General features: G+C 62.3%; 24 protein-coding genes and 1 tRNA gene. 16 read left to right on the top strand and 9 right to left on the bottom strand.

The genetic code is table 11. From position 1 onward, the window contains the following. Positions 1-450: 450 nt before the first annotated feature. Both VFO29_06670 and VFO29_06665 read right to left on the bottom strand, forming a co-directional pair. Positions 451-1,152 (bottom strand): Crp/Fnr family transcriptional regulator, encoded by a 702-nt coding sequence (locus VFO29_06670; protein HET9393181.1) that lies wholly within the window; start codon positions 1,150-1,152, stop codon positions 451-453. Then, positions 1,149-1,484 carry an STAS domain-containing protein gene (locus tag VFO29_06665; GenBank protein HET9393180.1) on the bottom strand — a complete coding sequence of 112 codons (336 nt, stop codon included), beginning with the start codon at positions 1,482-1,484 and terminating at the stop codon, positions 1,149-1,151. The genes VFO29_06670 and VFO29_06665 overlap by 4 nt, the downstream gene beginning before the upstream one ends. 77 nt (positions 1,485-1,561) lie before the next feature. Here VFO29_06665 and VFO29_06660 point away from each other — a divergent pair, with 77 nt between their 5' ends. Then, positions 1,562-2,338 (top strand): inositol monophosphatase family protein, encoded by a 777-nt coding sequence (locus tag VFO29_06660; protein ID HET9393179.1) that lies wholly within the window; start codon positions 1,562-1,564, stop codon positions 2,336-2,338. On the opposite strand, the gene VFO29_06655 is transcribed toward VFO29_06660, so the two are convergent. The 3 genes from VFO29_06655 to VFO29_06645 are packed head-to-tail and all read right to left on the bottom strand — an operon-like array spanning position 2,331 to position 5,644. Continuing rightward, positions 2,331-3,671 carry an MATE family efflux transporter gene (locus VFO29_06655; protein HET9393178.1) on the bottom strand — a complete coding sequence of 447 codons (1,341 nt, stop codon included), beginning with the start codon at positions 3,669-3,671 and terminating at the stop codon, positions 2,331-2,333. The genes VFO29_06660 and VFO29_06655 overlap by 8 nt on opposite strands. Before the next feature lie 24 nt (positions 3,672-3,695). After that, positions 3,696-4,859: an aminotransferase class V-fold PLP-dependent enzyme gene (locus VFO29_06650; GenBank protein ID HET9393177.1), complete on the bottom strand. Its 1,164-nt coding sequence runs from the start codon at positions 4,857-4,859 to the stop codon at positions 3,696-3,698. Next, entirely contained in the window at positions 4,859-5,644 is a 786-nt protein-coding gene (locus VFO29_06645; protein ID HET9393176.1) for a tryptophan 2,3-dioxygenase family protein, read from the bottom strand. Before VFO29_06645 ends, VFO29_06650 begins: the two co-directional genes overlap by 1 nt. 62 nt (positions 5,645-5,706) lie before the next feature. Here VFO29_06645 and VFO29_06640 point away from each other — a divergent pair, with 62 nt between their 5' ends. Next, positions 5,707-6,375 (top strand): hypothetical protein, encoded by a 669-nt coding sequence (locus VFO29_06640; protein ID HET9393175.1) that lies wholly within the window; start codon positions 5,707-5,709, stop codon positions 6,373-6,375. A gap of 127 nt (positions 6,376-6,502) precedes the next feature. Beyond that, positions 6,503-6,694, top strand: a complete 192-nt coding sequence (locus VFO29_06635; protein HET9393174.1) for a hypothetical protein — start codon at positions 6,503-6,505, stop codon at positions 6,692-6,694. On the opposite strand, the gene VFO29_06630 is transcribed toward VFO29_06635, so the two are convergent. Beyond that, positions 6,691-7,266 carry a hypothetical protein gene (locus VFO29_06630; protein HET9393173.1) on the bottom strand — a complete coding sequence of 192 codons (576 nt, stop codon included), beginning with the start codon at positions 7,264-7,266 and terminating at the stop codon, positions 6,691-6,693. The two genes, VFO29_06635 and VFO29_06630, sit on opposite strands and share 4 nt — an antisense overlap. A gap of 58 nt (positions 7,267-7,324) precedes the next feature. On the opposite strand from VFO29_06630, the gene VFO29_06625 reads away from it, so the two are divergent. Further along, positions 7,325-7,412: transfer RNA gene (locus tag VFO29_06625), tRNA-Ser, on the top strand. Between the two features lie 10 nt (positions 7,413-7,422). Here VFO29_06625 and VFO29_06620 read toward each other — a convergent pair. After that, positions 7,423-8,124 (bottom strand): hypothetical protein, encoded by a 702-nt coding sequence (locus tag VFO29_06620; GenBank protein HET9393172.1) that lies wholly within the window; start codon positions 8,122-8,124, stop codon positions 7,423-7,425. A 92-nt stretch (positions 8,125-8,216) separates the two neighbouring features. Between VFO29_06620 and VFO29_06615 the strand changes: the two genes are divergently transcribed. Next, entirely contained in the window at positions 8,217-9,953 is a 1,737-nt protein-coding gene (locus VFO29_06615; GenBank protein HET9393171.1) for a hypothetical protein, read from the top strand. 24 nt (positions 9,954-9,977) lie between these two features. After that, complete coding sequence (locus VFO29_06610; GenBank protein ID HET9393170.1) at positions 9,978-11,204, top strand: ammonium transporter; 1,227 nt, start codon at positions 9,978-9,980, stop codon at positions 11,202-11,204. Here the strand turns inward: VFO29_06610 and VFO29_06605 are convergent, their stop codons facing one another. After that, positions 11,205-12,326: an outer membrane beta-barrel protein gene (locus VFO29_06605; GenBank protein HET9393169.1), complete on the bottom strand. Its 1,122-nt coding sequence runs from the start codon at positions 12,324-12,326 to the stop codon at positions 11,205-11,207. Positions 12,327-12,413: 87 nt separating this feature from the next. Between VFO29_06605 and VFO29_06600 the strand changes: the two genes are divergently transcribed. The 3 genes from VFO29_06600 to VFO29_06590 are packed head-to-tail and all read left to right on the top strand — an operon-like array spanning position 12,414 to position 14,985. Further along, positions 12,414-13,964: an ABC transporter substrate-binding protein gene (locus tag VFO29_06600; GenBank protein ID HET9393168.1), complete on the top strand. Its 1,551-nt coding sequence runs from the start codon at positions 12,414-12,416 to the stop codon at positions 13,962-13,964. 5 nt (positions 13,965-13,969) lie between these two features. After that, a complete protein-coding gene (locus tag VFO29_06595) occupies positions 13,970-14,638 on the top strand; it encodes an MgtC/SapB family protein (protein HET9393167.1) in 669 nt (222 codons plus the stop codon). Next, positions 14,635-14,985 (top strand): hypothetical protein, encoded by a 351-nt coding sequence (locus VFO29_06590; GenBank protein ID HET9393166.1) that lies wholly within the window; start codon positions 14,635-14,637, stop codon positions 14,983-14,985. The genes VFO29_06595 and VFO29_06590 overlap by 4 nt, the downstream gene beginning before the upstream one ends. Positions 14,986-15,053: 68 nt before the next feature. Here the strand turns inward: VFO29_06590 and serS are convergent, their stop codons facing one another. Further along, positions 15,054-16,346: a serine--tRNA ligase gene (gene serS / locus VFO29_06585; GenBank protein HET9393165.1), complete on the bottom strand. Its 1,293-nt coding sequence runs from the start codon at positions 16,344-16,346 to the stop codon at positions 15,054-15,056. An 18-nt stretch (positions 16,347-16,364) separates the two neighbouring features. Here serS and VFO29_06580 point away from each other — a divergent pair, with 18 nt between their 5' ends. From VFO29_06580 to hpt, 7 genes are read left to right on the top strand one after another with little or no spacing between them, the layout of a single operon-like run. Next, a complete protein-coding gene (locus VFO29_06580; GenBank protein HET9393164.1) occupies positions 16,365-17,606 on the top strand; it encodes a molybdopterin molybdotransferase MoeA in 1,242 nt (413 codons plus the stop codon). Positions 17,607-17,609: 3 nt separating this feature from the next. Next, a complete protein-coding gene (locus VFO29_06575; GenBank protein ID HET9393163.1) occupies positions 17,610-18,722 on the top strand; it encodes an aminotransferase class I/II-fold pyridoxal phosphate-dependent enzyme in 1,113 nt (370 codons plus the stop codon). Beyond that, a complete protein-coding gene (locus VFO29_06570) occupies positions 18,719-19,444 on the top strand; it encodes a metallophosphoesterase family protein (protein HET9393162.1) in 726 nt (241 codons plus the stop codon). The genes VFO29_06575 and VFO29_06570 overlap by 4 nt, the downstream gene beginning before the upstream one ends. Then, positions 19,441-19,878 carry a PaaI family thioesterase gene (locus VFO29_06565; GenBank protein HET9393161.1) on the top strand — a complete coding sequence of 146 codons (438 nt, stop codon included), beginning with the start codon at positions 19,441-19,443 and terminating at the stop codon, positions 19,876-19,878. Before VFO29_06570 ends, VFO29_06565 begins: the two co-directional genes overlap by 4 nt. Next, the gene (gene smpB, locus VFO29_06560) at positions 19,865-20,347 is read left to right on the top strand and encodes an SsrA-binding protein SmpB (GenBank protein ID HET9393160.1); all 483 of its coding nucleotides are present in this window, start codon (positions 19,865-19,867) and stop codon (positions 20,345-20,347) included. The genes VFO29_06565 and smpB overlap by 14 nt, the downstream gene beginning before the upstream one ends. Next, positions 20,347-21,231 carry a tRNA lysidine(34) synthetase TilS gene (gene tilS, locus VFO29_06555; GenBank protein ID HET9393159.1) on the top strand — a complete coding sequence of 295 codons (885 nt, stop codon included), beginning with the start codon at positions 20,347-20,349 and terminating at the stop codon, positions 21,229-21,231. Before smpB ends, tilS begins: the two co-directional genes overlap by 1 nt. Further along, positions 21,231-21,806, top strand: coding sequence for a hypoxanthine phosphoribosyltransferase (hpt, locus tag VFO29_06550; protein HET9393158.1), 576 nt, complete (start codon positions 21,231-21,233; stop codon positions 21,804-21,806). The genes tilS and hpt overlap by 1 nt, the downstream gene beginning before the upstream one ends. Position 21,807: the final 1 nt, after the last annotated feature.

The following is a 21,807-nucleotide window of genomic DNA, read 5'->3' as shown; positions in this document are numbered from 1 at the left end:
CTTGCGGGCGGCGCACGGGTCTATCCCGTGCGCCGCCGGGCAATTATCTCGGTAGTGTTAGGTGAACCGTTTTCGGCTGTTCGGCGGCCGCGAAACATTCGACCGGACTTTCCGCCCGATTTCCTCGTGGTCCGGTAGATGCCAGCCAGCAGTTTCGTTCGGAGTCGGCCGCAGTCGAAATCGTAACGCGCCCACGATAGTCCGTCGTGCCGAAGTGCGTGCTGAAACCGCGAGGAAGCCTCATTCGAACCTCGACGTGCGCACCTCCGGCGCCGCTGCCATCTTGATGGCTTACGGTGACCATAACGGAAGTTTCCCGGTCCGCACGTGCTGAAGGCGGTAGAAAAGAGAGGGCGATGGCCGCAACAACCGCGGCGATAAGACGCAGTTTCATAAAGGCTGCTTCGGCCAGGCGCCCTTCTCACCTATCCCGCGGCGAGCTTTTACCGTTTAAGCGGTGTTTATTTGGCCCATCGCGACTTTATAGCACTCGCACGAAGCCGATTCGAGGCCCTCGGCGTCGACGACCGTAACGACACCGCGCCGGTATTTGATAAATCCAGCCTGTTGCAGCGCGCCGGCGGCGACACTTACGGCCGGGCGGTGCACGCCGAGCATCGTGGCGAGAAACTCTTGGGTCAGCTGGAAATGATCCGAACCGACGCGATCGTTCGTTAGAAGCAGCCAGCGCGCGCAGCGTTCGGTGAGCGTGTGCAGGCGGTTGCACGCAATCGATTGGCCCATCAGAGTAACGGCGGCGCGCGCGTAACGCTCGGTGAGGGTTCGCAGCTTGCCGCCGGCGTCCAAGCATTTTTTGAAAGCGTCGAGCGGTATGCGTTTTGCGTCGCCGGGAACTTGGCAGAACGTTTGGCTGTGCGCGCTGTCGCTGCCGAGCAGCACTTGCAGGCTGCCGGTGAGCCCTTCGCGCCCGGTCGTGTCGATCTCGACGCCCGCGCCATCCTGCATCAGCATGACGACCGAGAACACGCAGGTTGTCGGAAAATATATATGGGACAGCCGTTCGCCTGGCCGGTAGATGATTTCACCGGGTTTGTAACTGACGTCCTTGAGGTGCGTTTCGAGGTTCCGCCGCTCTTCAGCCGGCAGAGCGTCGAGAATACGATTGCGCGTGGGACCGGAGATTGGGATCACTCCCTTCTCCCCGGAGTGTTAGCTGTTTGCATGGCTTGCGCCTGGACAGCCGAGTCGTACAGTTCGAAGATCCGGTCCAAACCACAGATGGCGAAGATGCGGCGAAGCGATTCGTTGGCCCCCGCTATGCGCACGACGCCGGCCGTGCCATGCTCGACCATGTGTTTTTTCAGCATCATCAGCGAGCCGAGTACGCTCGAGTCCAGATACGTGACTCGCTCGAAATCGACGATCGCTATATCGGCGTGCTCGGCGGCGCCAAGCAACGCATCGAGTTCGGCTTTCCGCGAAAAATCGAGATCGCCGTCGAGCTGCACTACAGACGAGGTCATTAGTGCAACAGGGTACTGGAGGGACCGCTCGCCAGTCGGTACAGGTGCGGACGGTTGTTCACCCTAAGCCTGCGCGAATGCCGCCGGTTGATGCTCTCAAGACTGCGCTCGATGCCGCGCGCCTCGGCGGGCAAATCCTGATGGAGCACCTCGAGGGGCCGCTAGAAATCCGTGAAAAAGGCCGCCGCGCCGACTTGGTCACGCTGGCGGATGGGGCCAGCGAACGCGCGGTGGTCGAGCGGCTGCGCGCAGATTTTCCAAACGCAAGCTTTTTGGGAGAAGAGGGCGGTTTACAATCCGGCGAGTCGCGCGAGCGATGGATCATCGACCCGTTGGACGGGACGACGAATTTCGCACACGGCTATCCTATCTTTTGCGTCTCCATTGCGTTTGAACGCGAGGGCGAAGTGATCGCAGCCGTCATCTATGCGCCGGCGATGAACGAGTTATTCGTTGCGGAGCGCGGCAGCGGCGTAACATTGAACGATTTGCCCATTCGCGTCTCGGCCATCGGCAGCATGGCCGCGTCGCTCGTCTGCACCGGCTTTCAACCGGCGCACTACGAGCGCAACATGCAGTATTTCGATGCGGCGTCGAAGACGACGCAGGGCGTGCGGCGCGACGGTTCGGCCGCGCTGAACTTGGCGTACGTCGCGTGCCGGAGATTCGACGCATTTTGGGAATTCGATCTGCACGAGTGGGACACCGCCGCCGGCGCGTTGATGGTGCGCGAAGCCGGCGGGCGTTGCTCGACGATCGAAGGCGGCGACTGGTCCTTGACCAGCAAGTCAGTTCTGGCGAGCAACGGAATCGTGCACGACGAGTTCGTGCGGATGTTTTCGAAGGTTACGTAACCTCAATCAACTTTCGCCGCGTCCAACCTTCGTCGCGGAGTTTGATCGCGGTCGCGATCGAGCGCGCGCTCCACGCCACGATCCACGCGATCGGCACGCCGAACAGGCCGATGTGAAGAACGCGAATACAGAAGTAGGCCACCGGCACGACCAGGACGCCGGTGAGTATGCCGGCGATCAACGAGAAACGCGTATCGCCCGAGGCGCGAATCGGCGACATCGAAACCATCGCATAGCCTTTGAGCGGAAGTGTGACCATGTGGAGAATGAGCGGCCACATCGCGACGGACGCGACGTAGGCGTTGAGCGTGAACACATAGCCGAGCGGCCATGCCAGCGCGGCGCAAATAGCGCCGGTCAAACTCGTGAGCCAGAACGACAGCCTTCTCGCACGCGTGAAGAACGAACGCGCGCCCTCGATGTCACCTGCGCCCAGCCGCTGCCCGATCACGGTCTGTGTCGCCGATTGCAGCGGACTCGGAACGACGAACGTGAGGTCGGAGACGACGTTCAACGCGCGGAATGCCGAGATCGCGACCGCGCCCAGCGGCGCGAGCATCGCGACGATGAACGAATCCGGCGCGATAACCGCAAACAGGAACGCAACCTCCGGCAGGCCCAAGCGCGCGCAATCGAGCCCGAGGCGCATGCTGAGTTCGAACGACGAAAAGATCTGATAGATCGGACGCCGCCACGTATAGACGACCGCGCAAATGCAGGCAATCGTCTCCGAGAGCAGCGACGAAACGCCCGCGCCGACAATTCCGAATGGATGGTGCGTCCCTAAACCCAGCGCGAGGATCAGAAGCAGGGGAATGTGCACGAGGTTCACGATCGCCAGCACCAGGACGCCGAGCACGCGGTTTCCGGCCGCGCCCAGTCCAACGATGAGCGTACCGGAAATCGCAATGGGGAGAAGCGAGAAGCAGCGCAAGATCAAGTACAGCGAGCTTTCGTGCGCGCTGGCGAGGTGTCCGACCATCGCGTTGATGACCACCGAGGCCAGCGGAATGCTGATGAGCGCACACAGACCTGCGCTGGCGAACGGCACCACGAACCCGGCGCGCACGGTCTTCGCGAAGCCCTGCACGTCCCGCGCGCCGATGCGTTGCGCCGCGATGATGGACATGCCGCTGAAAAATCCGAAGATGGAAAACGCAACGGCGGTAAAGACCGTCGTCGCGCCGGTTACGCCGGCAAGCGCGACGGTACCGAGGCTTCCAATTGCGATCGTGTCGACGACGCCCAAGAGTTGATCGCCAAGCATCGTGAATGCAATGGGAAGCGAAAGGCGCCGAATCGCGGCGCCCATGTTGCGGTGGTCTACCAGCATGCCTGCCTCAGCCAAACGCCGTTGTCATCCTGAGCCTTGGCGAAGGGCGTCAATTGCCTCGAAGAACGCGCCGATCTCGTCGTCCGTCGTGTAGAAGTGCGGCCCGACGCGAATCCCGCAGCCGGGGCGATAGTCCACGAAGACACGCCGTTGCGTGAGTTCGCGATAGACGCGCTGCGAATCCGGAAAATCGATCGCGATCCAGCCGGTGCGCTTGGCCGGATCGAGCGGCGTGTTCACTTGCAAGCCGCGCTCGAGTGCGCGTTCCGCGATCAACGTCGTCAGGCGCATGTTGTGTTCCCGAATTTTCGGTACGCCGACTTCGCGGATCAGATTGTGGCCGGGTTGCGCGGCCATGTAGCCGGGAATCGTCGGCGTGCCCGTGCCCCAGCGGTACATCGAGGCCGCCCACACCATCGGCGCAGGCTCGAATGCAAATGGGCGCGCGTGCGCCATCCAGCCGGTGACGGCTGGTTCCAGCCGTTCCAACAACTCGGGACGAACGTAGATCCAGCCGCAGCCGGCCGAACCGCAAAGCCATTTGTGGCTGCCGCCCGTGACGATGTCGAGGTCCCATTCGGTCACGTCGTATGGGTAAACGCCGGTCGTTTGATACGCGTCGACGCAGAGCAGCGTACCCGTCTTCCGGCAGTGCTCTTGAATAGCGCGCACGTCGCAGAGCGCGCCCGAAACGTAGTACGCATGCGAGAGCACGGCGATCGCCGTGCGTTCGGTGATAGCTGCGATGATGCTTTCGGTGGGAACTGTCCGGCCGTCGGGCGAGGGCACGATCCGCGGCAATGCGCCGAAGCGCTGCCATTCCGTCCAGACGTACGTCAGCGACGGAAACTGCAGGGCTTCGTAAACAACTTCGTTGCGCGGCGCTTCGAAGCGTAGCGATGTCGCAAGTGCGGCTTGCAGCACCGACACGTTGGGCGCCAGGAAAACGCTGCCGGGCGCAGCTCCAATGATGGCGCCGATTCCGTCGGCTATTTCAGCGATGCGCGGCAGCCAACGCTCCCAGGCCTCGGGCCCGTCCGCCGCCCATTCGTCGAAATATTGATCGAGCGCGCGTTTGGTATCTCGCGGCGCGGCGCCCATCGAATGGCTCACCAAGTACGTCGAGTCCGCCAATATCGGAAAACGATCGCGCAAAACCGCCGTAGTCGCACTAAGTTGTGTTGCCATTAGTATCCCTTTCCCATGTACGTGCGCACTTCCCACAGTTCTGGAAAGAAGCGGTTTTCAAGCGTGGTTGCAAGGTACGCCGCGCCGAGCGACCCGCCCGTTCCCTTCTTGGCGCCGATCATGCGCTCGACCATGCGGATGTGGCGCCCGCGCCACAAGAGGAAGCGCTCGTCGAACTCGATGAGGTCTTCGAGCAGAAGATACAGGTCATATTGATCGGTGTTTTCGGAATAGATCGTGCGGAACGTAGCGATCAATTCGTCGTGCGTATCTACGGCGAATCCGCGCCCGCGCAGATACTCCTTAACGCGGTCGTAGAGCGAGGGCTGCGTCAATCGCTCTTGCAAGCGCGCACGCTGCTCGCCGCTCATGGTCATATGCTTGAGCACCTCGGTGTTGCGTAAACCCGACGTGAACTCGATCTCGCGGAACTGCACCGACTGAAAGCCGCTGGCCGGATTGAGGTGATCGCGGAACGCGTTGAACTCGTGCGGGGTCATCGTTTCGAGGATGTCAACCTGCGTCTCGATCAAGCGCTGAATCGTATCGATGCGCCGGAAGTGTTTGGCGACGCGTGGCAATTGGCCGGCGGCTAAGTCCCGCATGACGGCGTCGATCTCGTGCAGCAGTTGTTTGAACCAGAGCTCGTAGACCTGATGGATGATGATGAAGAGCGTCTCGTCGTGGTGGGGCGGCGCCGAGAGCGGCTGCTGCAGTAAAAGCAACTCGTCCAGGTGCAGGTACGATCCGTAAGAAAGCTGCTCTCCGGGCGTGTCGGGCGTCATGCGCATACGCTTTGCCGGGCGAGTTCACGGGGCCCGCCGCACGTTCCCGCGAAGGCGTGTTTATGTGCGCTAAAGCGCTTTGCTTCGCGGCGGGCATTCAAGCGCTCATCCTGAGCGGTGTGCATAGCGACATCGCCGGAAGCCAACACGGCGTTGCCGGGGGCGCACTGTTGCAGTTCAACGTGCGCGCGCAGCGCTGGCAGTTGCGAGTGGAGGGGATTCCGCCGGTTTCGCTCCCGCAGCGACCGTCGGCGAAGTACGGACAAGCCACGCCGCAGCTGAGCTTGCTGAACGGCGCGCTGCTCTTCGCCGTCGATCCCGCCCAAAAACTTTGGCTGGGAGTGGGCGAGACGGTGATCAACCAGCGCACGCCGCTGCCCAATCTCTCGCAAGTCGTGGCGTCGCGATTGGCCGGAATGCGCTACGAAACGGAATATCGCTTGCCGCTGCAAGGCGGCAGGTTCGTGCAATTCGTGGCGGGCGGGGCGCCGCAACTGACGGGCACCGATCACTTTACCTACAGCGACGGCGAACCCAATGTCGACAAGCCCGAGGTTGCGAGCGAGTTCGACGCGATGGCGGCGATCGGCATCCAACGCCGCGACGACGAACTCTTATTCGGCATCCGGACGATCAATTTTTCCGCCAAGTTCGTGAAAGACGGTTCGGCCGCGGACCGCAACAACGGGGCCGGCCTGCTGTTCGAATACCTCCGCTTCCTAGGGCGCTGAGTTCGCCGCAAATCACAGCCTGTGCACGGCTTATGCACAACTTTCTTTAGCGCAGCCGCCAAATTCGGGCTCTTATCCTCGCTCTCGACAGGGACTCACAAGCGCGCCCCGGCTAACCGTGGAGCGCATGAGCGGTTTGGTCGTCTTTAGTTCGCTGCGCGATGCCCTGAACGCCGGATACCATATCTATGGAAGAAGCGAGCGAGGCTATCTGGCGCGCCTGCGCACCGACGGCGGCTGGGCCATGGCGCTGGTCGAGTGCGTGCCCGCCTCAACCGTGCGCGACGCCGAACAACCCGACTCGAAGACCGAAGACTAGCGTCTTCGCTGCCAGCGCTCGAGACTAAATGGCTCGCCCGTACTGGGCTGGATCCGGGGATTCTCCTCGATATACATGGTCACGAACCGGGCCGCGTCGGCGGCCAGCCACTCGGTGTCTTTCCAAAGGTACGGATTGTCGCTGGTCTTGCGGTTCAACTCGACGAGCGGGACCAACTTGCTCCACGTCGCGACAATCATGTTCCCCCAATTGTAATAAAACGGCTCTCCCTCAAGTAGCCCCATTCGCACGTACACGCCGACACGCTCGAGTGTGCTAAGCGTCCTATGCCAAGGAACCTCGGCATATGGAGTAATGCGCAAGTACTCTTCGAAGCCCGGATCCTTCATCCGCTCCGGCAATTCTCTCATGATGTACAATCTGCCGCGAATGAATTCCGGATCGTCGAACTTTTCGAAGATGCGCATCATGCCGTCGAGCTGCGTCGCCCGGTGCGCCTCGCCGATCTGGTCGAGCGCCGCACGGGCCTGGCGCACGCCGATGATCACCGTCAGCATGATGACGATCCCGGTAAATGCGGTCGCGATCGCGCTGAGCGCTTCCCAACTCATCCGCCGAGTTTAATCCCGGCGAAAGGGACACCCTCCGAATCGCTCAAAGGACGGCGGTGGAGAGGTGGCAGAGCGGTTGAATGCAGCGGTCTTGAAAACCGCCGAAGGTGATGAGCCTTCCGTGAGTTCGAATCTCACCCTCTCCGAAGCTCTGCTCTAAATAATCGGGAACGGCCTCCAGCCGTACTCTTGCGCCTGTTGCACGGACGCAACGCCGGCCGGCACGATGGTAAATCCAGGCAGCAGGTTCTTTTTGAAATCGGCAAGCGCGCCGGCGGGCGTGGCGCCGGACATTTTTGAGGCCAGCACCGCAGCGATTCCGGTCATGGCGTTGTGACAGACGAAAAACTTTCCGCCGCGTTTGAGAACCGCTTGCGCGCTCCAATCCTGATAGATGCCGTTGGGATCGTCCGGCGCGGCGCTCAAACTCAGATTCGAGTCCGCGCGGTAGTAGTCGTTTGCAGCGTCTAGTTTGAAGGCTGTGCCGAATCCATATTTCTTCCACATCGAATCGTTGAGCGCGAACACGATCGACGGTCCCAGTAAGACGGCGAGCGTGGACAGTTTGCCGAGGCCCATTGAAAACTCGTACGCGTTCATCGCGTTCTGCATGTGAAGGTAAAGGCTGGCAACGCCAGGCGCGATGATCAGCGGCTCGACAGCTTGGAACACTTGCTTATGCTGGCCTCCGCCGGTGAGCACGCGCAACACTGCAGCGCGGTCGTACTCCGAAGACTTCAAAATGTGAAAATGCACCGGGGTGCGTTCTGCCGCAGATGCCGGAACGTCCAAGCCGATGGCGGCTGCCGACATTCCTATCGCGGTGGCGGAGACGAACTGTTTTCTGGAGAGAGGCATAGCAAAAGCTCCTTCCTTATAGTAACGGCAAGCGGGCGTTCAATTTTATCAATGCTTAGGAAGCCCCTACCGGCAAGGCGAAACGTGCGCTCGTGAACGCTCGCGGCATCGCCGTAGCCAGCTCAACGCTGGCCGCGCTGATTCTCATAGGCATCGAGATCCAATCGTGGCCGCAGAGCGCCCGCTTTAGTCCGACGACGGAGAGCGTCGCCCGCTGTTCGATCCTCGTGACCGGGACTAGCCCCGCCGATCGCGCGGCCGGTCTGCGCGACGGCGACGAGCTGCTGCTCCCGCAGATGGACATGCCTTCGCGAACGGCGATCGTCTACCATTACTCGCCGATGCAGACCGGTCACGCCGGCGACGTCATTTCGCTGGCAGTCCAGCGCGGCAGTTCCCGGCTCACGATACCCTACACGCTGCGTCACACCGACTCCGCGGCGACGTTGATCGCACAACTCGGATTCAAATTTTTCATACTAGCTCTCGGCGTCTTCGTGTTGTGGCGCGGAAGGGAGCGCGCAGCAACGATGCTTGGCATATGGTGCCTCGGCGTCGCAGTTGCGCTGCCGGACGCATGGTGGGGCGCCTTGCCGGTGGACGGACGGTTATTCGGCGGCATTCTTACTGCGGCGCTGTGGACGTACTCGCCGCTGATGCTCTACTTGGTCGTGGAAGCAATTGCGACCGGAGTCTCGCGCCGAGCAATCCTCATCGCGCGCACGGCGATGCTGATCACCGTCGTTCCGGCGCTCGTGCTGAATACGATAAACGCCACGCAGCAAGCCTATTCGGGGTGTGCACTCGTCAACCTGACGCCATGGATCGTCAATGGCGCGTTCTCGGCGGCGCAACTTGTGATCATCGCGTTCTTCGCCGTAAGCTACGTGCGCACGACGGGCCTGGCCCGTCAACGCGTCCGCTGGATATTTTGGGCTTTCCTGATCAGCCGCTTCGGCGTGCTCTTGAATCTCTTCAACCGGTTACTCCCGCATCCGATCCATCTTTCGGGCGCCGAGTGGCTGACGGTGATGGTGTTCCCGCTGGGCTGTGCGTACGCAATTCTGCGGCACCGCATCATTGACGTCAACTTCGTTCTCAACCGCACGCTGATTTACACGATCCTCACCTCGATCGCCGTCGGCATATTCGTGCTGCTCGAACATTTTCTCAACACCTTGGCGGTCAGCCGGGAGGGCAGCCTAGCCGTCGAGCTCGCCGTCGCTCTGGCGTTGGGCCTGTCATTTAACGCCGTACACAAGCGCACCGAACAATTTCTCGACAGCACACTCTTCCGGGGTAAGTACGAAGCGGCGAGTGCGCTGCGGCAGCTGTCCGAGGATGCGCCATACATGGAAAACCCCGAGACGCTTCTCGAGCGCGCGACCCACGAGATTCCGCGCGTGATGGGCGCTCGGGGAGCCGCAATCTACGAACGGGTGGACGGCCGTTATACGCTCGCGGCGTCGGCGGGTTTGGCATCGTTGCCCACTGAGGTCGGCGTGGACGATCCCGCGTTCGTGCGGCTGCGCAAGCAGCTCTCGCAGATCGATCTCTCCGAAGTCAACAGCGCACTCGGCAGCGACGCGATTGCTTTCGCGCTGGCCGTGCGCGGACAACTGACCGGCGCGTTCGTCTGCGGTCCGCGGGTCAACGGCGAGACGTTCGCGCCGGATGAAATCGCGATGCTGCGCAACGTCGTGCACGAAGTCGGCGCGGAGTTGTCCGCGATCAGGGCTCGCGAGCAGGCCGAAATCCTCACGGCGCTGACCGAGGGCACGATGGACCTTGCCACGGCGCGCCGCAGGCTGGCCCGAAAAGAGGAGTAAGGCTGGCTGCCGAACGGCGGCTCCATGGTTAACATCGGCAACACCGGATTCATGCTTATCTGTGCGAGCCTCGTCATGCTCATGACGCCCGGGCTCGCCTTTTTCTACGGGGGCCTGGTCGGGCGCAAGAACGTCCTGACCATCATGATTCAAAGCTTCATGTCGCTGGGCTGGACGACGGTTCTGTGGGTGGTCTTCGGCTACTCGATGTGCTTCGGCCCCGACTGGCACGGATTGGTCGGAAATCCGGCGACCTACTTCATGCTCAACGGCGTCACGCTGCACACGATGTTCACGGGCAACGACGCCGGCATTCCGTTGGTCGTTCACATCGCCTATCAGATGATGTTCGCAATCATCACGCCGGCGCTTATCACCGGCGCATTCGCCAACCGCATCACGTTCAAAGCGTATTTCATCTTTCTGACCGGCTGGCTGATCTTCGTCTACTTTCCGTTCGTTCACATGCTGTGGAGTCCGAACGGTTTGCTTGCAAAGTGGGGAGCCGAAGATTTCGCCGGCGGCATCGTGGTGCACGCATCGGCGGGATTTGCGGCGCTCGCCTCGGTGTTATTCATTGGACGCCGGTACGTGATCGAGAACAAACCGCACAACATTCCGCTGATTGCATTGGGCACCGGGTTGCTATGGTTCGGCTGGTACGGTTTCAACGCGGGCTCCGAGCTGCGTGTTGACGCCGTTACCGCATCGGCATTTCTGAACACGGACATCGCCGCATCATTCGCCGCGATCACGTGGCTGCTCGTGGAATGGGCGCGGGGACGTCAACCCAAGTTCGTCGGACTGCTGACCGGCGCGGTCGCGGGCCTTGCCACCATCACGCCCGCTGCTGGATACGTTTCGCCGGTCACCTCGATCGTGATCGGCATTGCCGCGGGACTCGTCTGCTACTGGGCAGTCGCGCTCAAGAACAAACTGCAGTGGGACGACGCGCTTGACGTATGGGGTGTGCACGGCGTCGGCGGCGTTCTCGGCATCACCATGCTTGGGCTCTTTGGGTCGCATCTGTGGAATCCGGCCGGCGCGGACGGCCTGTTCTACGGTGGAACGCGATTCTTCTTCGTTCAGATCGCTTCGGCGTTTATGTGCAGCCTGTGGGCGTTCGTCTTTACGTACGGATTCCTATGGCTGATTAGCAAGGTGACGCAGACGAAGGTCGATCGCGACGTTGAAGAAGCGGGGCTCGACATTACGCTGCACGGCGAGGAGGCGTACCCGCTCGGTCTCTAGCTAGAACTGCGCGCCGATCTCCAAGCCGACGCGAGTTTGCATCGTGTTGAATCCGGCCGGCCCGAACCCGAATCCGGGCAGCAGTCCGGAGATATTGACGTGCGAATACTCACCGCGCGCGAAGAGGTGAGCAATCTTGTACGCCGGCGTCAGCGTGAACGAAGTCGCGCTGCTGCCCGGGCCATAGCCTAGGAAATCCGAGTTGTTGCTGAAGTCGAAGCGCGAGCTGTTGTTGGCGAGCGTCTCGATGCGGCCGCCCAGCGAGAACACGCTGTTGAACGCCCAACTCGCGATCAGAGAAGCGCCGAAGGCGGATTCGCTTGAGACCAAGCCGGCGTTCCGGCTGGCCGGTGATTGAATCCAGAGCGCGTACGGCAAGAGCTGCAGCTTGCCGATCTGCTGCGTGTACATCAGATCGTATTCGCGCTTGTTCGCCACGAACGCGGTCGCATTCGACGGCGTGTTCGCATCCGGCACGATGAAGATGAACGCGAGGCTGGTCCTGGCGTTGGGCGTCCAGCCGAGCTGGCCTTCGATCGCGCGATGGTTGCCGGAGTAGTAGCCGTCGTTGTACTCGAGCGTCGCGTTGAAAGTTGAATTCGCGTAAGCCACGCGGAGGCCGCGGCTGACGACCGGCTCGACGTTCCAAACGAGGCCGCGCTGGACGTTCACGTTTTGAAACGTGAAGCCGTTCTCTTGACCGATAAGCGTTGGAAGCTTGCCGAGACTGATCGTCCAATTTGCATCCGGAACGTACTGCACGTACGCGTTCGGGATGTAGCCGTACAGATTCGTGTTCGCAAATTGCTGAAACGTCGGATTGATGCTTTGCCCCACGACCGGAAACGCATACGCGCCGGCGGTCACGCTGAAGCGGAACGTGCCGGTGGTGCGCGCGATCGTGATCAGCGCGTTGCCGAGCTGCGTACGTGTTGCAAGATCGGCGCCGCTGGCGGTATCGAGCGCGCCCGTCGCGTTCGGGTTGTCGGCGTGAAACGTGAATCCGCTGACGACGCCCGAGAACGTGACCGGCGACGGTGTGGGCGCGGGTGCCGGCGTGGGATCGGCAAGTGCCGGCGCCGCCGCGCACGCGAAGAATGCCGCGGCGATAAGCAATCGCATGAACGGTCCAATCATGAAATCCACCATACGGGCCCCGAGCGAAAAATCCGCTAGTGTTCGCCTTGCGGTGCGGCGAAGGGCGAGCGTATGCTGCGCCTGAGCATGCTGGTTCTCGCGATCTGTCTCGCGTCGTGCGCGGGCGGATCGTCGCACCGCGGTGCGGGAGAGGCGCACGTTTTGCGAATCGCCGATCTCTCGGACCCATCGTCGCTCGACCCGCTCCTGGCCCACGACCAGGATACGATCGGTTACGATCTGCTGGTCTGCCAGACTTTGGTTGGGATGGACGAGCGTAACCGGCTCGTTCCCGTCCTGCTGACGCGCATTCCCAGCCGCGCCAACGGCGACGTGTCGGCCGACGGCACGCGAATCGTCTATCATCTGCGCCGGCACGTGCGTTTCGCCGACGGCGTCGAGTTCACGTCGGCTGACGTCGCATTCACTTATCGCGCCATTCTGGATTCTCGGAATGCGGTGCTCTCGCAGGACGCTTACCGCCGCGTTGCGCGGCTGATCGCGCCCGATCGCTACACGGTTCTGATTCAGCTCAAACGGCCGTGGAACGCCGCCGTCAGCGATCTTTTCGCGCAGTCGGATTTCGCGTTCGGCATTTTGCCGGCGCACGCGTTCGGATCCACGCAGTTACAGCACGCCGGTTGGGAACAGCACCCATTCGGTACGGGCCCGTTCCGGGTGGCGCAGTGGCGGCGCGGCGACCGTGTCGTGCTCATTCCCAATCCCTATTTTTCGCCGAAGCCGAAGCTCGTAAGGATCGAGCTGCGCATGATTCCGGATCGCGGGTCGGCCTTAGTCGCTTTGCAGTCGCAAGACGTTGACGTCGCCCCATTGCTGCCGCAGTCACTTGCGCAAGTCGAGCACACCGGGGGTTTGCGCGTGGCGCGCACTGCGGAGAACGCAACGCTTTGGCTGACGCTGCAAACGTTGCGGCCGCCGGCTAACGCGCTGTCGGTCAGGCGCGCGATCGCGGCGGCGCTCGACATGCAAGCGTTGAGCAAGGCGTATCAGGGCGCCTATCCCGCTGCCGGATCGTTTCTGCCGCCCGTTCTGCGCTGGCACGACGCCGAAATCCATGCGTCTCCGTACGACCTTCGCGCAGCGCGCGCATTGCTTGGCGGCAAAACGATCGATGCGCTCTTGGTGCTGCAGTCCGGCGACGCCGTCCGGCTGCGCATTGCGACCGTGGTCCAGCGCCAGCTCGCCGCTGCCGGCGTGCGGGTGACGATAAAACCATTCCCCACGACGCTGTTCAATGCGCCCGAAGGCCCCATTCGCAACGCGCGCTTCGCCATCGCGATTGATGGGTGGCTCGGCGGCGCCGATCCCGAGCAATCGATCGTCTTCACGTGCGCGCAGGCGACCGTGAATGGAAGCAATATTTCGCGTTTCTGTGATCCGCGTTTCGAAGCGCTCTTCGCCGACCAGCAAACGACGCGCAGCTCGCAGCGGCGCCAACTGGACTTTCTGGCGATGCAGCGGCTGGTTCACGAAGGGCTTCCCGTTATACCGATCTACTATGAGACATATTTTGACGGTCTTAGTACGCGTGTGCACGGATTCCGGCGCACTATGCTGCGCTTCCCGGTCTCACCGGAATCGTGGGACGTATCGGGGAACTAAACTGGGTGGAGTTCAGCTTTTCACCGCTGCTCGGGATTCTCGGCGCGGCGATACTCGGCGGCGCGATCGGCTTACAGCGCCAGGCCGCGCACAAACCGGCCGGCTTCCGCACGCATCTGATCGTGGCGGCGGCATCCGCTGCATTCACGGCGATGGGCGCGCATCTGAACGATACGCGCATTCCGTCCTACATCGTGGTCGGCATCGGATTCTTGGGCGCGGGCGCGATTATCCGGCAGAACGGGACTGCGCATGGCCTCACAACGGCTGCCAGCATCTGGATGGCCGCCGCCGTTGGGTTGCTGCTCGGGTATTCCAATTCGTTCGGACTGGTGACGGGCCTGGTTGCGACGGCAATTACGCTGGGCGCACTCTCGATTCCCGACGAGAGTCTTATGCGTGCGTTCCGCATGAAACGCGAGGCGAACGTTCGCGTCGTCTGCGCCTCCGGACATATGGCGCTCGATGCAATTGCCCGCATCCTGGCAGCTGAGAGGCTGGCGTACGACAGCAAGGTCGTCTCGATCGTGGCGCAGGGAACTGAAGAGACGATCGAGGTGCAGTACAGCATCGAGCTGGAGATTGGAAAAGAACTGACCACTATCGTGCAGCGGATCAGCGCGCTGAACGAGGTGCACCGCGTCGAGGCGAGCGAACCGTTCTTCGCCGGATGATCGCGTGGCTGGGGATCGCCGCGCCGAAAACAATTGCGCTGCACCCGTCGCGCACGATCGAGCTTGCCGTTTCCAAGGATGAAGCGTTCGACCGCTGCCGCGACGGCATCGAGCGCGTTTTAGGCGGCTTCATTCGCGACGAAGAGCGCGAACGCGGAACGATTGAGGCCGGCTTCGGTTTGATTAACTCGGAACGGCTGACATGTACTGTTGCCGCACTCGACGCGGAACATTCCAGCGTTCTTATCGAGGCGCGGCGCGGAGCGCAGGCAGCTACCGCGACGCCGTCATCGTACGTGACTGCGCTGGCGGATTACCTTGCAAACCTACCGGAGCGTTTGACCTGAAATGGCCAGACAGGCACTGGCCGTGCTTTACTTCGTAGCGATGGCCGCCGTTGTAGTCGCTGTAGATTTCAAGCGGTAATGATCGTTTTTTCGCCCTGCATGTAGGGTTGCAGCGCGGCCGGAATGCGGATGGATCCGTCGGCTTGCTGAAAGTTCTCCAGAATTGCCAGCAGTGTGCGCCCGATCGGCAGCCCGGAGCCGTTGAGGGTATGCACGAGTTCCGGCTTGGCTTTTGCGTCGCGGCGTAGGCGGATCGCGGCGCGACGCGCCTGGAAGTCGGTGCAGTTCGAGCAAGAGCTGATTTCGCGATGCGTTTTTGCGCTCGGCACCCACACCTCGATGTCATAGGTCTTGGCGGCGTTGAAGCCGACGTCGCCCGCGCATAGTGCCACCACGCGGTACGGAAGTTCCAACTCTTTGAGCAGAGCTTCGGCATCGTGCGTGAGTTGTTCCAACGTTTCATCCGAACTCTCCGGCGCGGAAAGCCAAACGAGTTCGACTTTTTCGAATTGATGCTGCCGGATGATGCCGCGCGTATCTTTGCCGGCGGCGCCCGCTTCTTTGCGGAAGTTCGGTGTATAAGCCGCGTACTTTCGGGGCAGCGTTTCAATTGGAAGAATCTCGCCGCCGTGCATCGCCGTGAGCGGAACCTCAGCCGTCGGAATGAGGAAGAGTTCAGCTTCGTCGTCCCGGAACATCGCGTCGGCAAACTTGCTCAACTGCCCGGTCGACCACATCGTTTCGCGCGAAACCAGAATCGGCGGATTGATTTCGATATAGCCTTTACCGGACGCGCGATCCAGAAAGAACTGTGTGAGCGCACGCGCCAACCGCGCACCGGCGCCCGACAGAATCGAAAAGCGCGCTCCGGAGAGTTTCACGGCGCGCTGAAAATCGATGATGCCTAGGCGTTCGCCCAACTCCCAATGCGGCAGCGGTTCGAATGAAAACTTCGGCGGTTCGCCCCAGCTGCGCAGGACGGCGTTGTGCGATTCGTCGCTGCCGTCGGGAACGGAATCGTCCAACAGGTTGGGTGTCTGCGCGAGCAGTTCGAAGAGCGGCGAGTTTGGTTCGTCCGGCGAGAGGTCGCGCACGCGATTTTCGAGTTCTTCGATGCGCCCGCTCAGACCGTCGAGTTTCGGACGCAGATCGCGCGCGGCCGCGGCCTTGTCGGCAGCTTTTCCAATCTCCGACGAAAGGCGGTTCTTCTCGGCCTTCGCGCTCTCGACCGCGGTCAGCGCGGAGCGGTACTCCTCGTCCAAACGCAGAACTTCGCCCACGAACGCAGGATCGTGGCCGCGGCGCTTCGCCGAACGCCGAACGCGCTCCGGATCGCGACGAATGAGACCAATATCCAACATATGAAGGAACGCCGCATTATGCGAGGTCTGCAAGGCGACCTGCAAAACGCAGGATTTCAGAGCGACGCGTTGCTCGCGCCGGAGCAGGCGCTCACGCTCTATTTCGCGCGCGCGCAACTGCTGGCTCCAAAGACCGAAGCCGTTCCGCTCGAGCGCGCTTGGGGACGCGTGCTCGCCAAACCGATCGCCGCCGGTTCGGCGCAACCCGCGATCGCGCGTTCGGCGATGGATGGTTTTGCAGTTCGTTCGCATGACACGCCGTCGCAACTGCGTATCGCCGGCGAGATTCGCATGGGCGAGCTTTGGCCGGGCGCACTCGAACCTGGGACGGCCGTGCGGATTCCGACGGGCGGAGCTCTGCCGTCCGGCGCGGATGCAGTTGTGCCGATTGAGGATGCGCGCGTCGAGGGCGAAGCAGTCCACATAGCCGCCGCGATCGCGGCCGGCGACTGCATCGTGCCGGCCGGCTCCGACATGCTACCGGGCGAGACTATAGTGGAAGAAGGGCGCCGGATCGGCGGCGCGGAGTTGGGCGTGCTGGCCGCGCTCGGCATCGTGGACGTGCCCGTGTTTGCCGTTCCAACCTTCGCAATTATTTCCAGCGGCGACGAACTGATCGACGTTCGCAGCCGCCCACACGGCGCGCAAGTGCCCGACTCCAACCGTTGGGCGCTCGCCGGCAAACTCCAAGCATTGGGCGCTGCGGCCAAACACTATCCGATCGCGCCCGATGAAGAAGCCGCCTACGAAAAACTCTTGCGCGCCGCGCACGCCGAGTGCGACGGCGTCATTTTGAGCGGCGGCTCTTCGGTCGGTTTACGCGATCTCACGCCGCGTCTGATAGATCGTTTGGGCGAGCCGGGTGTGATCGTGCACGGTTTGCGGGTGAAGCCCGGCAAGCCAACTGTGCTTGCAGCCGTGGCGGGAAAGCCGGTCGTGGGACTGCCCGGCAACCCGACGTCGGCCCTGATGATTTTGGAAGCCGTGGCAGCGCCGATCGTCGCGCACGCTGTTGGTGCGCTTGCTCGCGCCGCTCAGGTCGAAGCGACCCTTGCGCGCGCCGTGCGCAAGCGCGCCGGATGGACGCAGTACGTGCCGGTGCGTTTGGAGGAATCGGGCGGAATTTTCGCCGCCCATCCTTTAGAGATGTATTCGGCCTCGGTCAGCCTCCTCGCGCGTGCAAGCGGATTTCTGACTTTGGGCGAATCGGTAGAGTCCGTCGCGGCAGGCGATACTGTGCTCGCGACGCGTTTCTTGTAGGAGATGATGACGAAGAACGTCGAGTTCTTGGCGGCGCCGCACATCGAAGCGATTCCGCCGATGACGCCGTTTATCGGCCCGGAACAGCTCATGCGCGAAGGCGGGCATGCCTCGCTGCTGCGGCTGGGCGCGAACGAAAGCGCCTTCGGACCATCGCCGAAAGCGGTGGCTGCGATGAGCGCCGAGCTGCCGCGCATCTCTTGGTATGGCGATCCCGAGTCGTACGATCTGCGGGCACTCCTGGCGGTGCGGCACGGCTGCGCGATTGAGAACGTCAGCGTCGGCTCAGGTATCGATGATTTGATGGGACTGGCTGTACGCGCGTTCGCGTCGCCGGGCGCAACCGCGCTCACGACGCGCGGCACATACCCGACCTTCAACTATCACGTCATGGGATTCGGAGTGAAACTTGCCACGGTTGACTACCGGCCCGACGGATTCGTCGACGTGGACGCGCTGGTCGAGGCGGCCCGGAGACTTCGTCCGGCGATCGTGTACATCGCGAATCCCGACAATCCCAGCGGCACCCTGCTGCCGCCCGGCGAGATCGCGCGCCTGTTCGAGGCGCTCCCCGATGAGTCCATGCTCTTTCTCGACGAAGCGTATGCCGATTTCGTGGATGAGCGAAGGGTCATTCCCGAGCTCATTCACGGGCGTTTGCTGCGCGTGCGTACGTTTTCCAAAGCGTACGGCATGGCGGGCGCGCGCATCGGCTACGCGATTGCCACGCCACGCAACGTGGCCACGTTCCAAAAGATTCGATTGCACTACGGAGTCAACCGTAACGCGCAGATTGGCGCGCTGGCGTCGCTGGAAGATCCCGAGTTCACCCAGCATGTCGTGGCGGAGACCGCGCGGGGCCGGGAAGACTACTACTCGCTTGCGCGCTCGCTCGGACGGCCGTACTTGGAGTCGTGCACAAATTTCGTCTGCGTGGACTTCGGCGGCAATGAGGCCGCGACCGCGATCATGAACGCGCTGCTGGCGCGCGGCGTCTTTATTCGCAAACCGAGCGCACCGCCGCTGGATCGCTTCGTGCGAATCAGCGTCGGAACGGCTGCGGAGCGCGATGAGTTCGCGGCTCGCCTGCGCGTCCTGTGGCGGGAACTCGCATGAGGTACGCGATCGTCTCGGACATTCACGGCAACCTCGAATCGCTTGAAGCTGCCTTCGCGCTGATGAAGCCGGACGATCGCGTGTTGTGTTTAGGCGACACGGTCGGATACGGACCCAATCCGAACGAGTGCGTGAGCATGATCCGCGAGCGTGCGGCGGAGTGCGTGCTGGGCAACCATGAAGTCGCGGCGGTCGACAACTTCGGCGTGGAGTATTTCAACCCGGCGGCGCGCACGGCGATCGCCTGGACGCAGGGCAAGATCGATCGCAGCAACATCGAGTGGCTCAACGGCTTGGGATACGAAGTGCGCCATCCTGAGTTCTTGCTCGTGCACGGCGCGCCCGTGAACTACTTCGAGTACATTTTGGAGAAGCGGCACGCCAAGGCGGCGTTCGAACGCACCGACGCGCCGCTGATCTTCGTCGGACACACGCACGTTGCGGAGTACTACTCGCTGGAAGCCGACGGCAGCATCGGCCACGAGCACCGGCAGCACGGGGGCGAACTGCAGCTCGAACCCGGCAAGCGGTATATCATCGACGTCGGTAGCGTCGGGCAGCCGCGCGATCTCAATCCGCAACCATCTTTTGTGTTCTACGAGCCGGAAGCTCGACGCGTGGAGTGGGTGCGTTACGAGTATCCGATTAGAGCCGTTCAAGAAAAGATCTTGGCGGCCGGTTTGCCCGAAGTACTCGCGACGCGGCTCGAGCAAGGCCGATGAGGCCGATCGACGACGGCCACTGTTTCGCATGCGGACCGGAAAACGAGATCGGCATGCACCTCAAGTTTGAACGGAACGGCGACGACGGCGTCCGTGCGCGCGCCACGCTGGGCGATCAGTTTCAAGGGTGGCGGGGCATCGCACACGGCGGCGTCGCGCTGGCGCTGCTCGACGAAGCGATGGCGCACGCGGCGGGATACGCCGGCTATCGCGGCGTGACCGGCAGCATGAACGCGCGCTTTCGCAAACCGGTTCCGCTGAACGCGCCGATCGCGATCGAGGGACGCATCAAGTGGATGCGCCGCAACGTTTTGGAGATCGAAGCCCACGTCAGCGACGAAACCGGCGCGGTGCTCGTCGAGGCGGAGGGCCGGTTCGTCGCGCAAGGACGCGTCGAAGATGCCGACGATCATTTGGCCGATGGCAAAATCTAAACAAACGCGAGTTGCCAAAGCCGTCAAGAAAGCAGCGCCCGCGGTAGACAACCGCCGCGCGCGCCATGAATTTCACATTCTGGAGTCGCTCGAGGCCGGTATCGCGCTCACCGGAACCGAGATCAAATCGATCCGGGCGGGCGGCATCAGCCTGAATCAAGCCTACGCGCGGCTCCGGGACGGAGAGATGTGGCTGCTCGGCATGCACATCCCGGCATATAAACAAGGGAGCTTCTCGAACGTCGAGCCGGATCGTCCGCGCAAACTGCTGTTGCACAAAGAACAGATCGTGCGTTTGGGCGGGAAGGCTTCCGAAAAAGGCCTGACGCTGGTTCCACTGCGTCTGTACTTCACACGCGGCAAAGCCAAAGTGGAAATCGGCCTGGCGCGCGGCAAAAAACTCTGGGATAAACGCGCGGACACCGCCAAGCGCGACGTCGAGCGCGAGATCGCTCGCCACTCCCGCTGATGCGAGGCACCAAGCCGTTGCTGGGGATCGAGCAGAGCGTGAAGCGCGACGGCGCGATTCGCGCCGGCGAGCACGTCTTGATCGCCTGTAGCGGCGGCTCCGACAGCGTGGCGCTGGCCGCGATTTTGCAGGCGCTTTTGAAGCCGCTGCGTCTGCGCCTGACGCTGGCGCACGTCAACCACGGCGTGCGCGAATCGGCTTGGCAAGACGAGGCCGTCGTTTTGCGCGTCGCGGCAGCTCTCGGCCTTCCATTAAAGGTGATGGGATTACAGCTGCGCCGGCGGGACGAAGCCGCGATGCGCGAAGCCCGATACGAGGCCCTCGAAAGACTGGCGCGCGAGGCCGGCGCTACCGTTGTTGCCACGGGCCACACGGCCGGCGATCAAACTGAAACGGTACTGCTCGCGCTCTTTCGCGGAGCGGGAGCCGATGGATTGGCGGGCATGCCGGCGCGACGCGCGCTCGGAATGGATCTCGAGCTTGCCCGTCCGCTGCTGCGCCTCGAGCGCGAAGAGCTCCGCTCGTACGTCCAGTTCGCGGGCCTGCCGTACGCAATCGATCCGACCAACGCCGACCGGACGCTGCGGCGCAACGCCGTCCGGCTGGCGCTCGAAGCCCTGCGGCCGCTATTCCCCGGCCTCGACGCAGCCGTCGCCCGGGCCGCCGAAGTCGTGGGCGCCGAGCTCGCGGCCACGCCGCTGGCCGCGGCGCGACGGCAGGTCCGGCAGGCGCTGCGCGAGCACGAGGCGTTGGACGGGGTGGATTTCGAGCACGTCGAGGCTGCGGTCCGGGCCCTCCAGCAGGGAGCCTCCGGCCGCTTTTTCATGGCTCCGGGGGTCGAAATTGAAGTCGCCGGGGGGGCCTTGGTCGTACAACGGAAGTGATGAGCGGCACGCTGACCTACGAAAAGACGATCGAAAAGGAACTCTTTTCAGTCGAGGAGATCGCGGCTGCCATCGAGCGTTTGGCGCGTGAGATTGCCCGTGATTACGCCGGGAAACCGCTCCTCGTGCTGGGCGTGTTAAAGGGAGCGCTGTATGTGACTGTGGACTTGGTTCGAGCCCTCTCGCGCCTGCCCGACGGCCCCAGCAGAATCGAACTCGACTTCATCGTCGTTTCCAGTTATGGAAACTCGACCCGGTCGAGCGGAGAGGTGCGATTGCTGAAGGATACCGGTGAAAAGATTGCGGGCAGAAACGTGCTCGTGATCGAGGATATCATCGACAACGGGCTCACGCTGCAGTACCTTCGTTCGTTACTCTCCGGGCGCGAACCGGCCAGTCTGCGATCGTGCGTCCTGTTCGATAAACCGTACAACCGGCGCGTCGAGGTGCCCGTGGATTACGTCGGTTTGGTCGCGCCTGAGGTGTTTGTCGTAGGGTACGGTTTGGACTACCAAGAAAACTATCGCAACCTCCCCTACCTCGCGCAGCTGCAGTCCTGGGTGTTTTCGGAATAAT

The sequence above is a fragment of the Candidatus Rubrimentiphilum sp. genome (assembly GCA_035710515.1).
Lineage (GTDB): Bacteria > Vulcanimicrobiota > Vulcanimicrobiia > Vulcanimicrobiales > Vulcanimicrobiaceae > Rubrimentiphilum.
This window is presented reverse-complemented; position numbering and strand designations above follow the sequence as displayed.

What these genes read in the sequence shown, in the direction of transcription:
- smpB (HET9393160.1), top strand. Translation starts at nt 19,865, where the DNA reads ATGGCAAAATCTAAACAAACGCGAGTTGCCAAAGCCGTCAAGAAAGCA.
- VFO29_06600 (HET9393168.1), top strand. Translation starts at nt 12,414, where the DNA reads ATGCTGCGCCTGAGCATGCTGGTTCTCGCGATCTGTCTCGCGTCGTGC.
- VFO29_06610 (HET9393170.1), top strand. Translation starts at nt 9,978, where the DNA reads ATGGTTAACATCGGCAACACCGGATTCATGCTTATCTGTGCGAGCCTC.
- VFO29_06665 (HET9393180.1), bottom strand. Translation starts at nt 1,484, where the DNA reads ATGACCTCGTCTGTAGTGCAGCTCGACGGCGATCTCGATTTTTCGCGG.
- VFO29_06655 (HET9393178.1), bottom strand. Translation starts at nt 3,671, where the DNA reads ATGCTGGTAGACCACCGCAACATGGGCGCCGCGATTCGGCGCCTTTCG.
- VFO29_06565 (HET9393161.1), top strand. Translation starts at nt 19,441, where the DNA reads ATGAGGCCGATCGACGACGGCCACTGTTTCGCATGCGGACCGGAAAAC.
- VFO29_06635 (HET9393174.1), top strand. Translation starts at nt 6,503, where the DNA reads ATGAGCGGTTTGGTCGTCTTTAGTTCGCTGCGCGATGCCCTGAACGCC.
- VFO29_06590 (HET9393166.1), top strand. Translation starts at nt 14,635, where the DNA reads ATGATCGCGTGGCTGGGGATCGCCGCGCCGAAAACAATTGCGCTGCAC.
- VFO29_06605 (HET9393169.1), bottom strand. Translation starts at nt 12,326, where the DNA reads ATGCGATTGCTTATCGCCGCGGCATTCTTCGCGTGCGCGGCGGCGCCG.
- tilS (HET9393159.1), top strand. Translation starts at nt 20,347, where the DNA reads ATGCGAGGCACCAAGCCGTTGCTGGGGATCGAGCAGAGCGTGAAGCGC.
- VFO29_06660 (HET9393179.1), top strand. Translation starts at nt 1,562, where the DNA reads ATGCCGCCGGTTGATGCTCTCAAGACTGCGCTCGATGCCGCGCGCCTC.
- VFO29_06645 (HET9393176.1), bottom strand. Translation starts at nt 5,644, where the DNA reads ATGACGCCCGACACGCCCGGAGAGCAGCTTTCTTACGGATCGTACCTG.
- VFO29_06580 (HET9393164.1), top strand. Translation starts at nt 16,365, where the DNA reads ATGCGAGGTCTGCAAGGCGACCTGCAAAACGCAGGATTTCAGAGCGAC.
- serS (HET9393165.1), bottom strand. Translation starts at nt 16,346, where the DNA reads ATGTTGGATATTGGTCTCATTCGTCGCGATCCGGAGCGCGTTCGGCGT.
- VFO29_06650 (HET9393177.1), bottom strand. Translation starts at nt 4,859, where the DNA reads ATGGCAACACAACTTAGTGCGACTACGGCGGTTTTGCGCGATCGTTTT.
- VFO29_06620 (HET9393172.1), bottom strand. Translation starts at nt 8,124, where the DNA reads ATGCCTCTCTCCAGAAAACAGTTCGTCTCCGCCACCGCGATAGGAATG.
- VFO29_06640 (HET9393175.1), top strand. Translation starts at nt 5,707, where the DNA reads ATGTGCGCTAAAGCGCTTTGCTTCGCGGCGGGCATTCAAGCGCTCATC.
- VFO29_06630 (HET9393173.1), bottom strand. Translation starts at nt 7,266, where the DNA reads ATGAGTTGGGAAGCGCTCAGCGCGATCGCGACCGCATTTACCGGGATC.
- hpt (HET9393158.1), top strand. Translation starts at nt 21,231, where the DNA reads ATGAGCGGCACGCTGACCTACGAAAAGACGATCGAAAAGGAACTCTTT.
- VFO29_06575 (HET9393163.1), top strand. Translation starts at nt 17,610, where the DNA reads ATGATGACGAAGAACGTCGAGTTCTTGGCGGCGCCGCACATCGAAGCG.
- VFO29_06570 (HET9393162.1), top strand. Translation starts at nt 18,719, where the DNA reads ATGAGGTACGCGATCGTCTCGGACATTCACGGCAACCTCGAATCGCTT.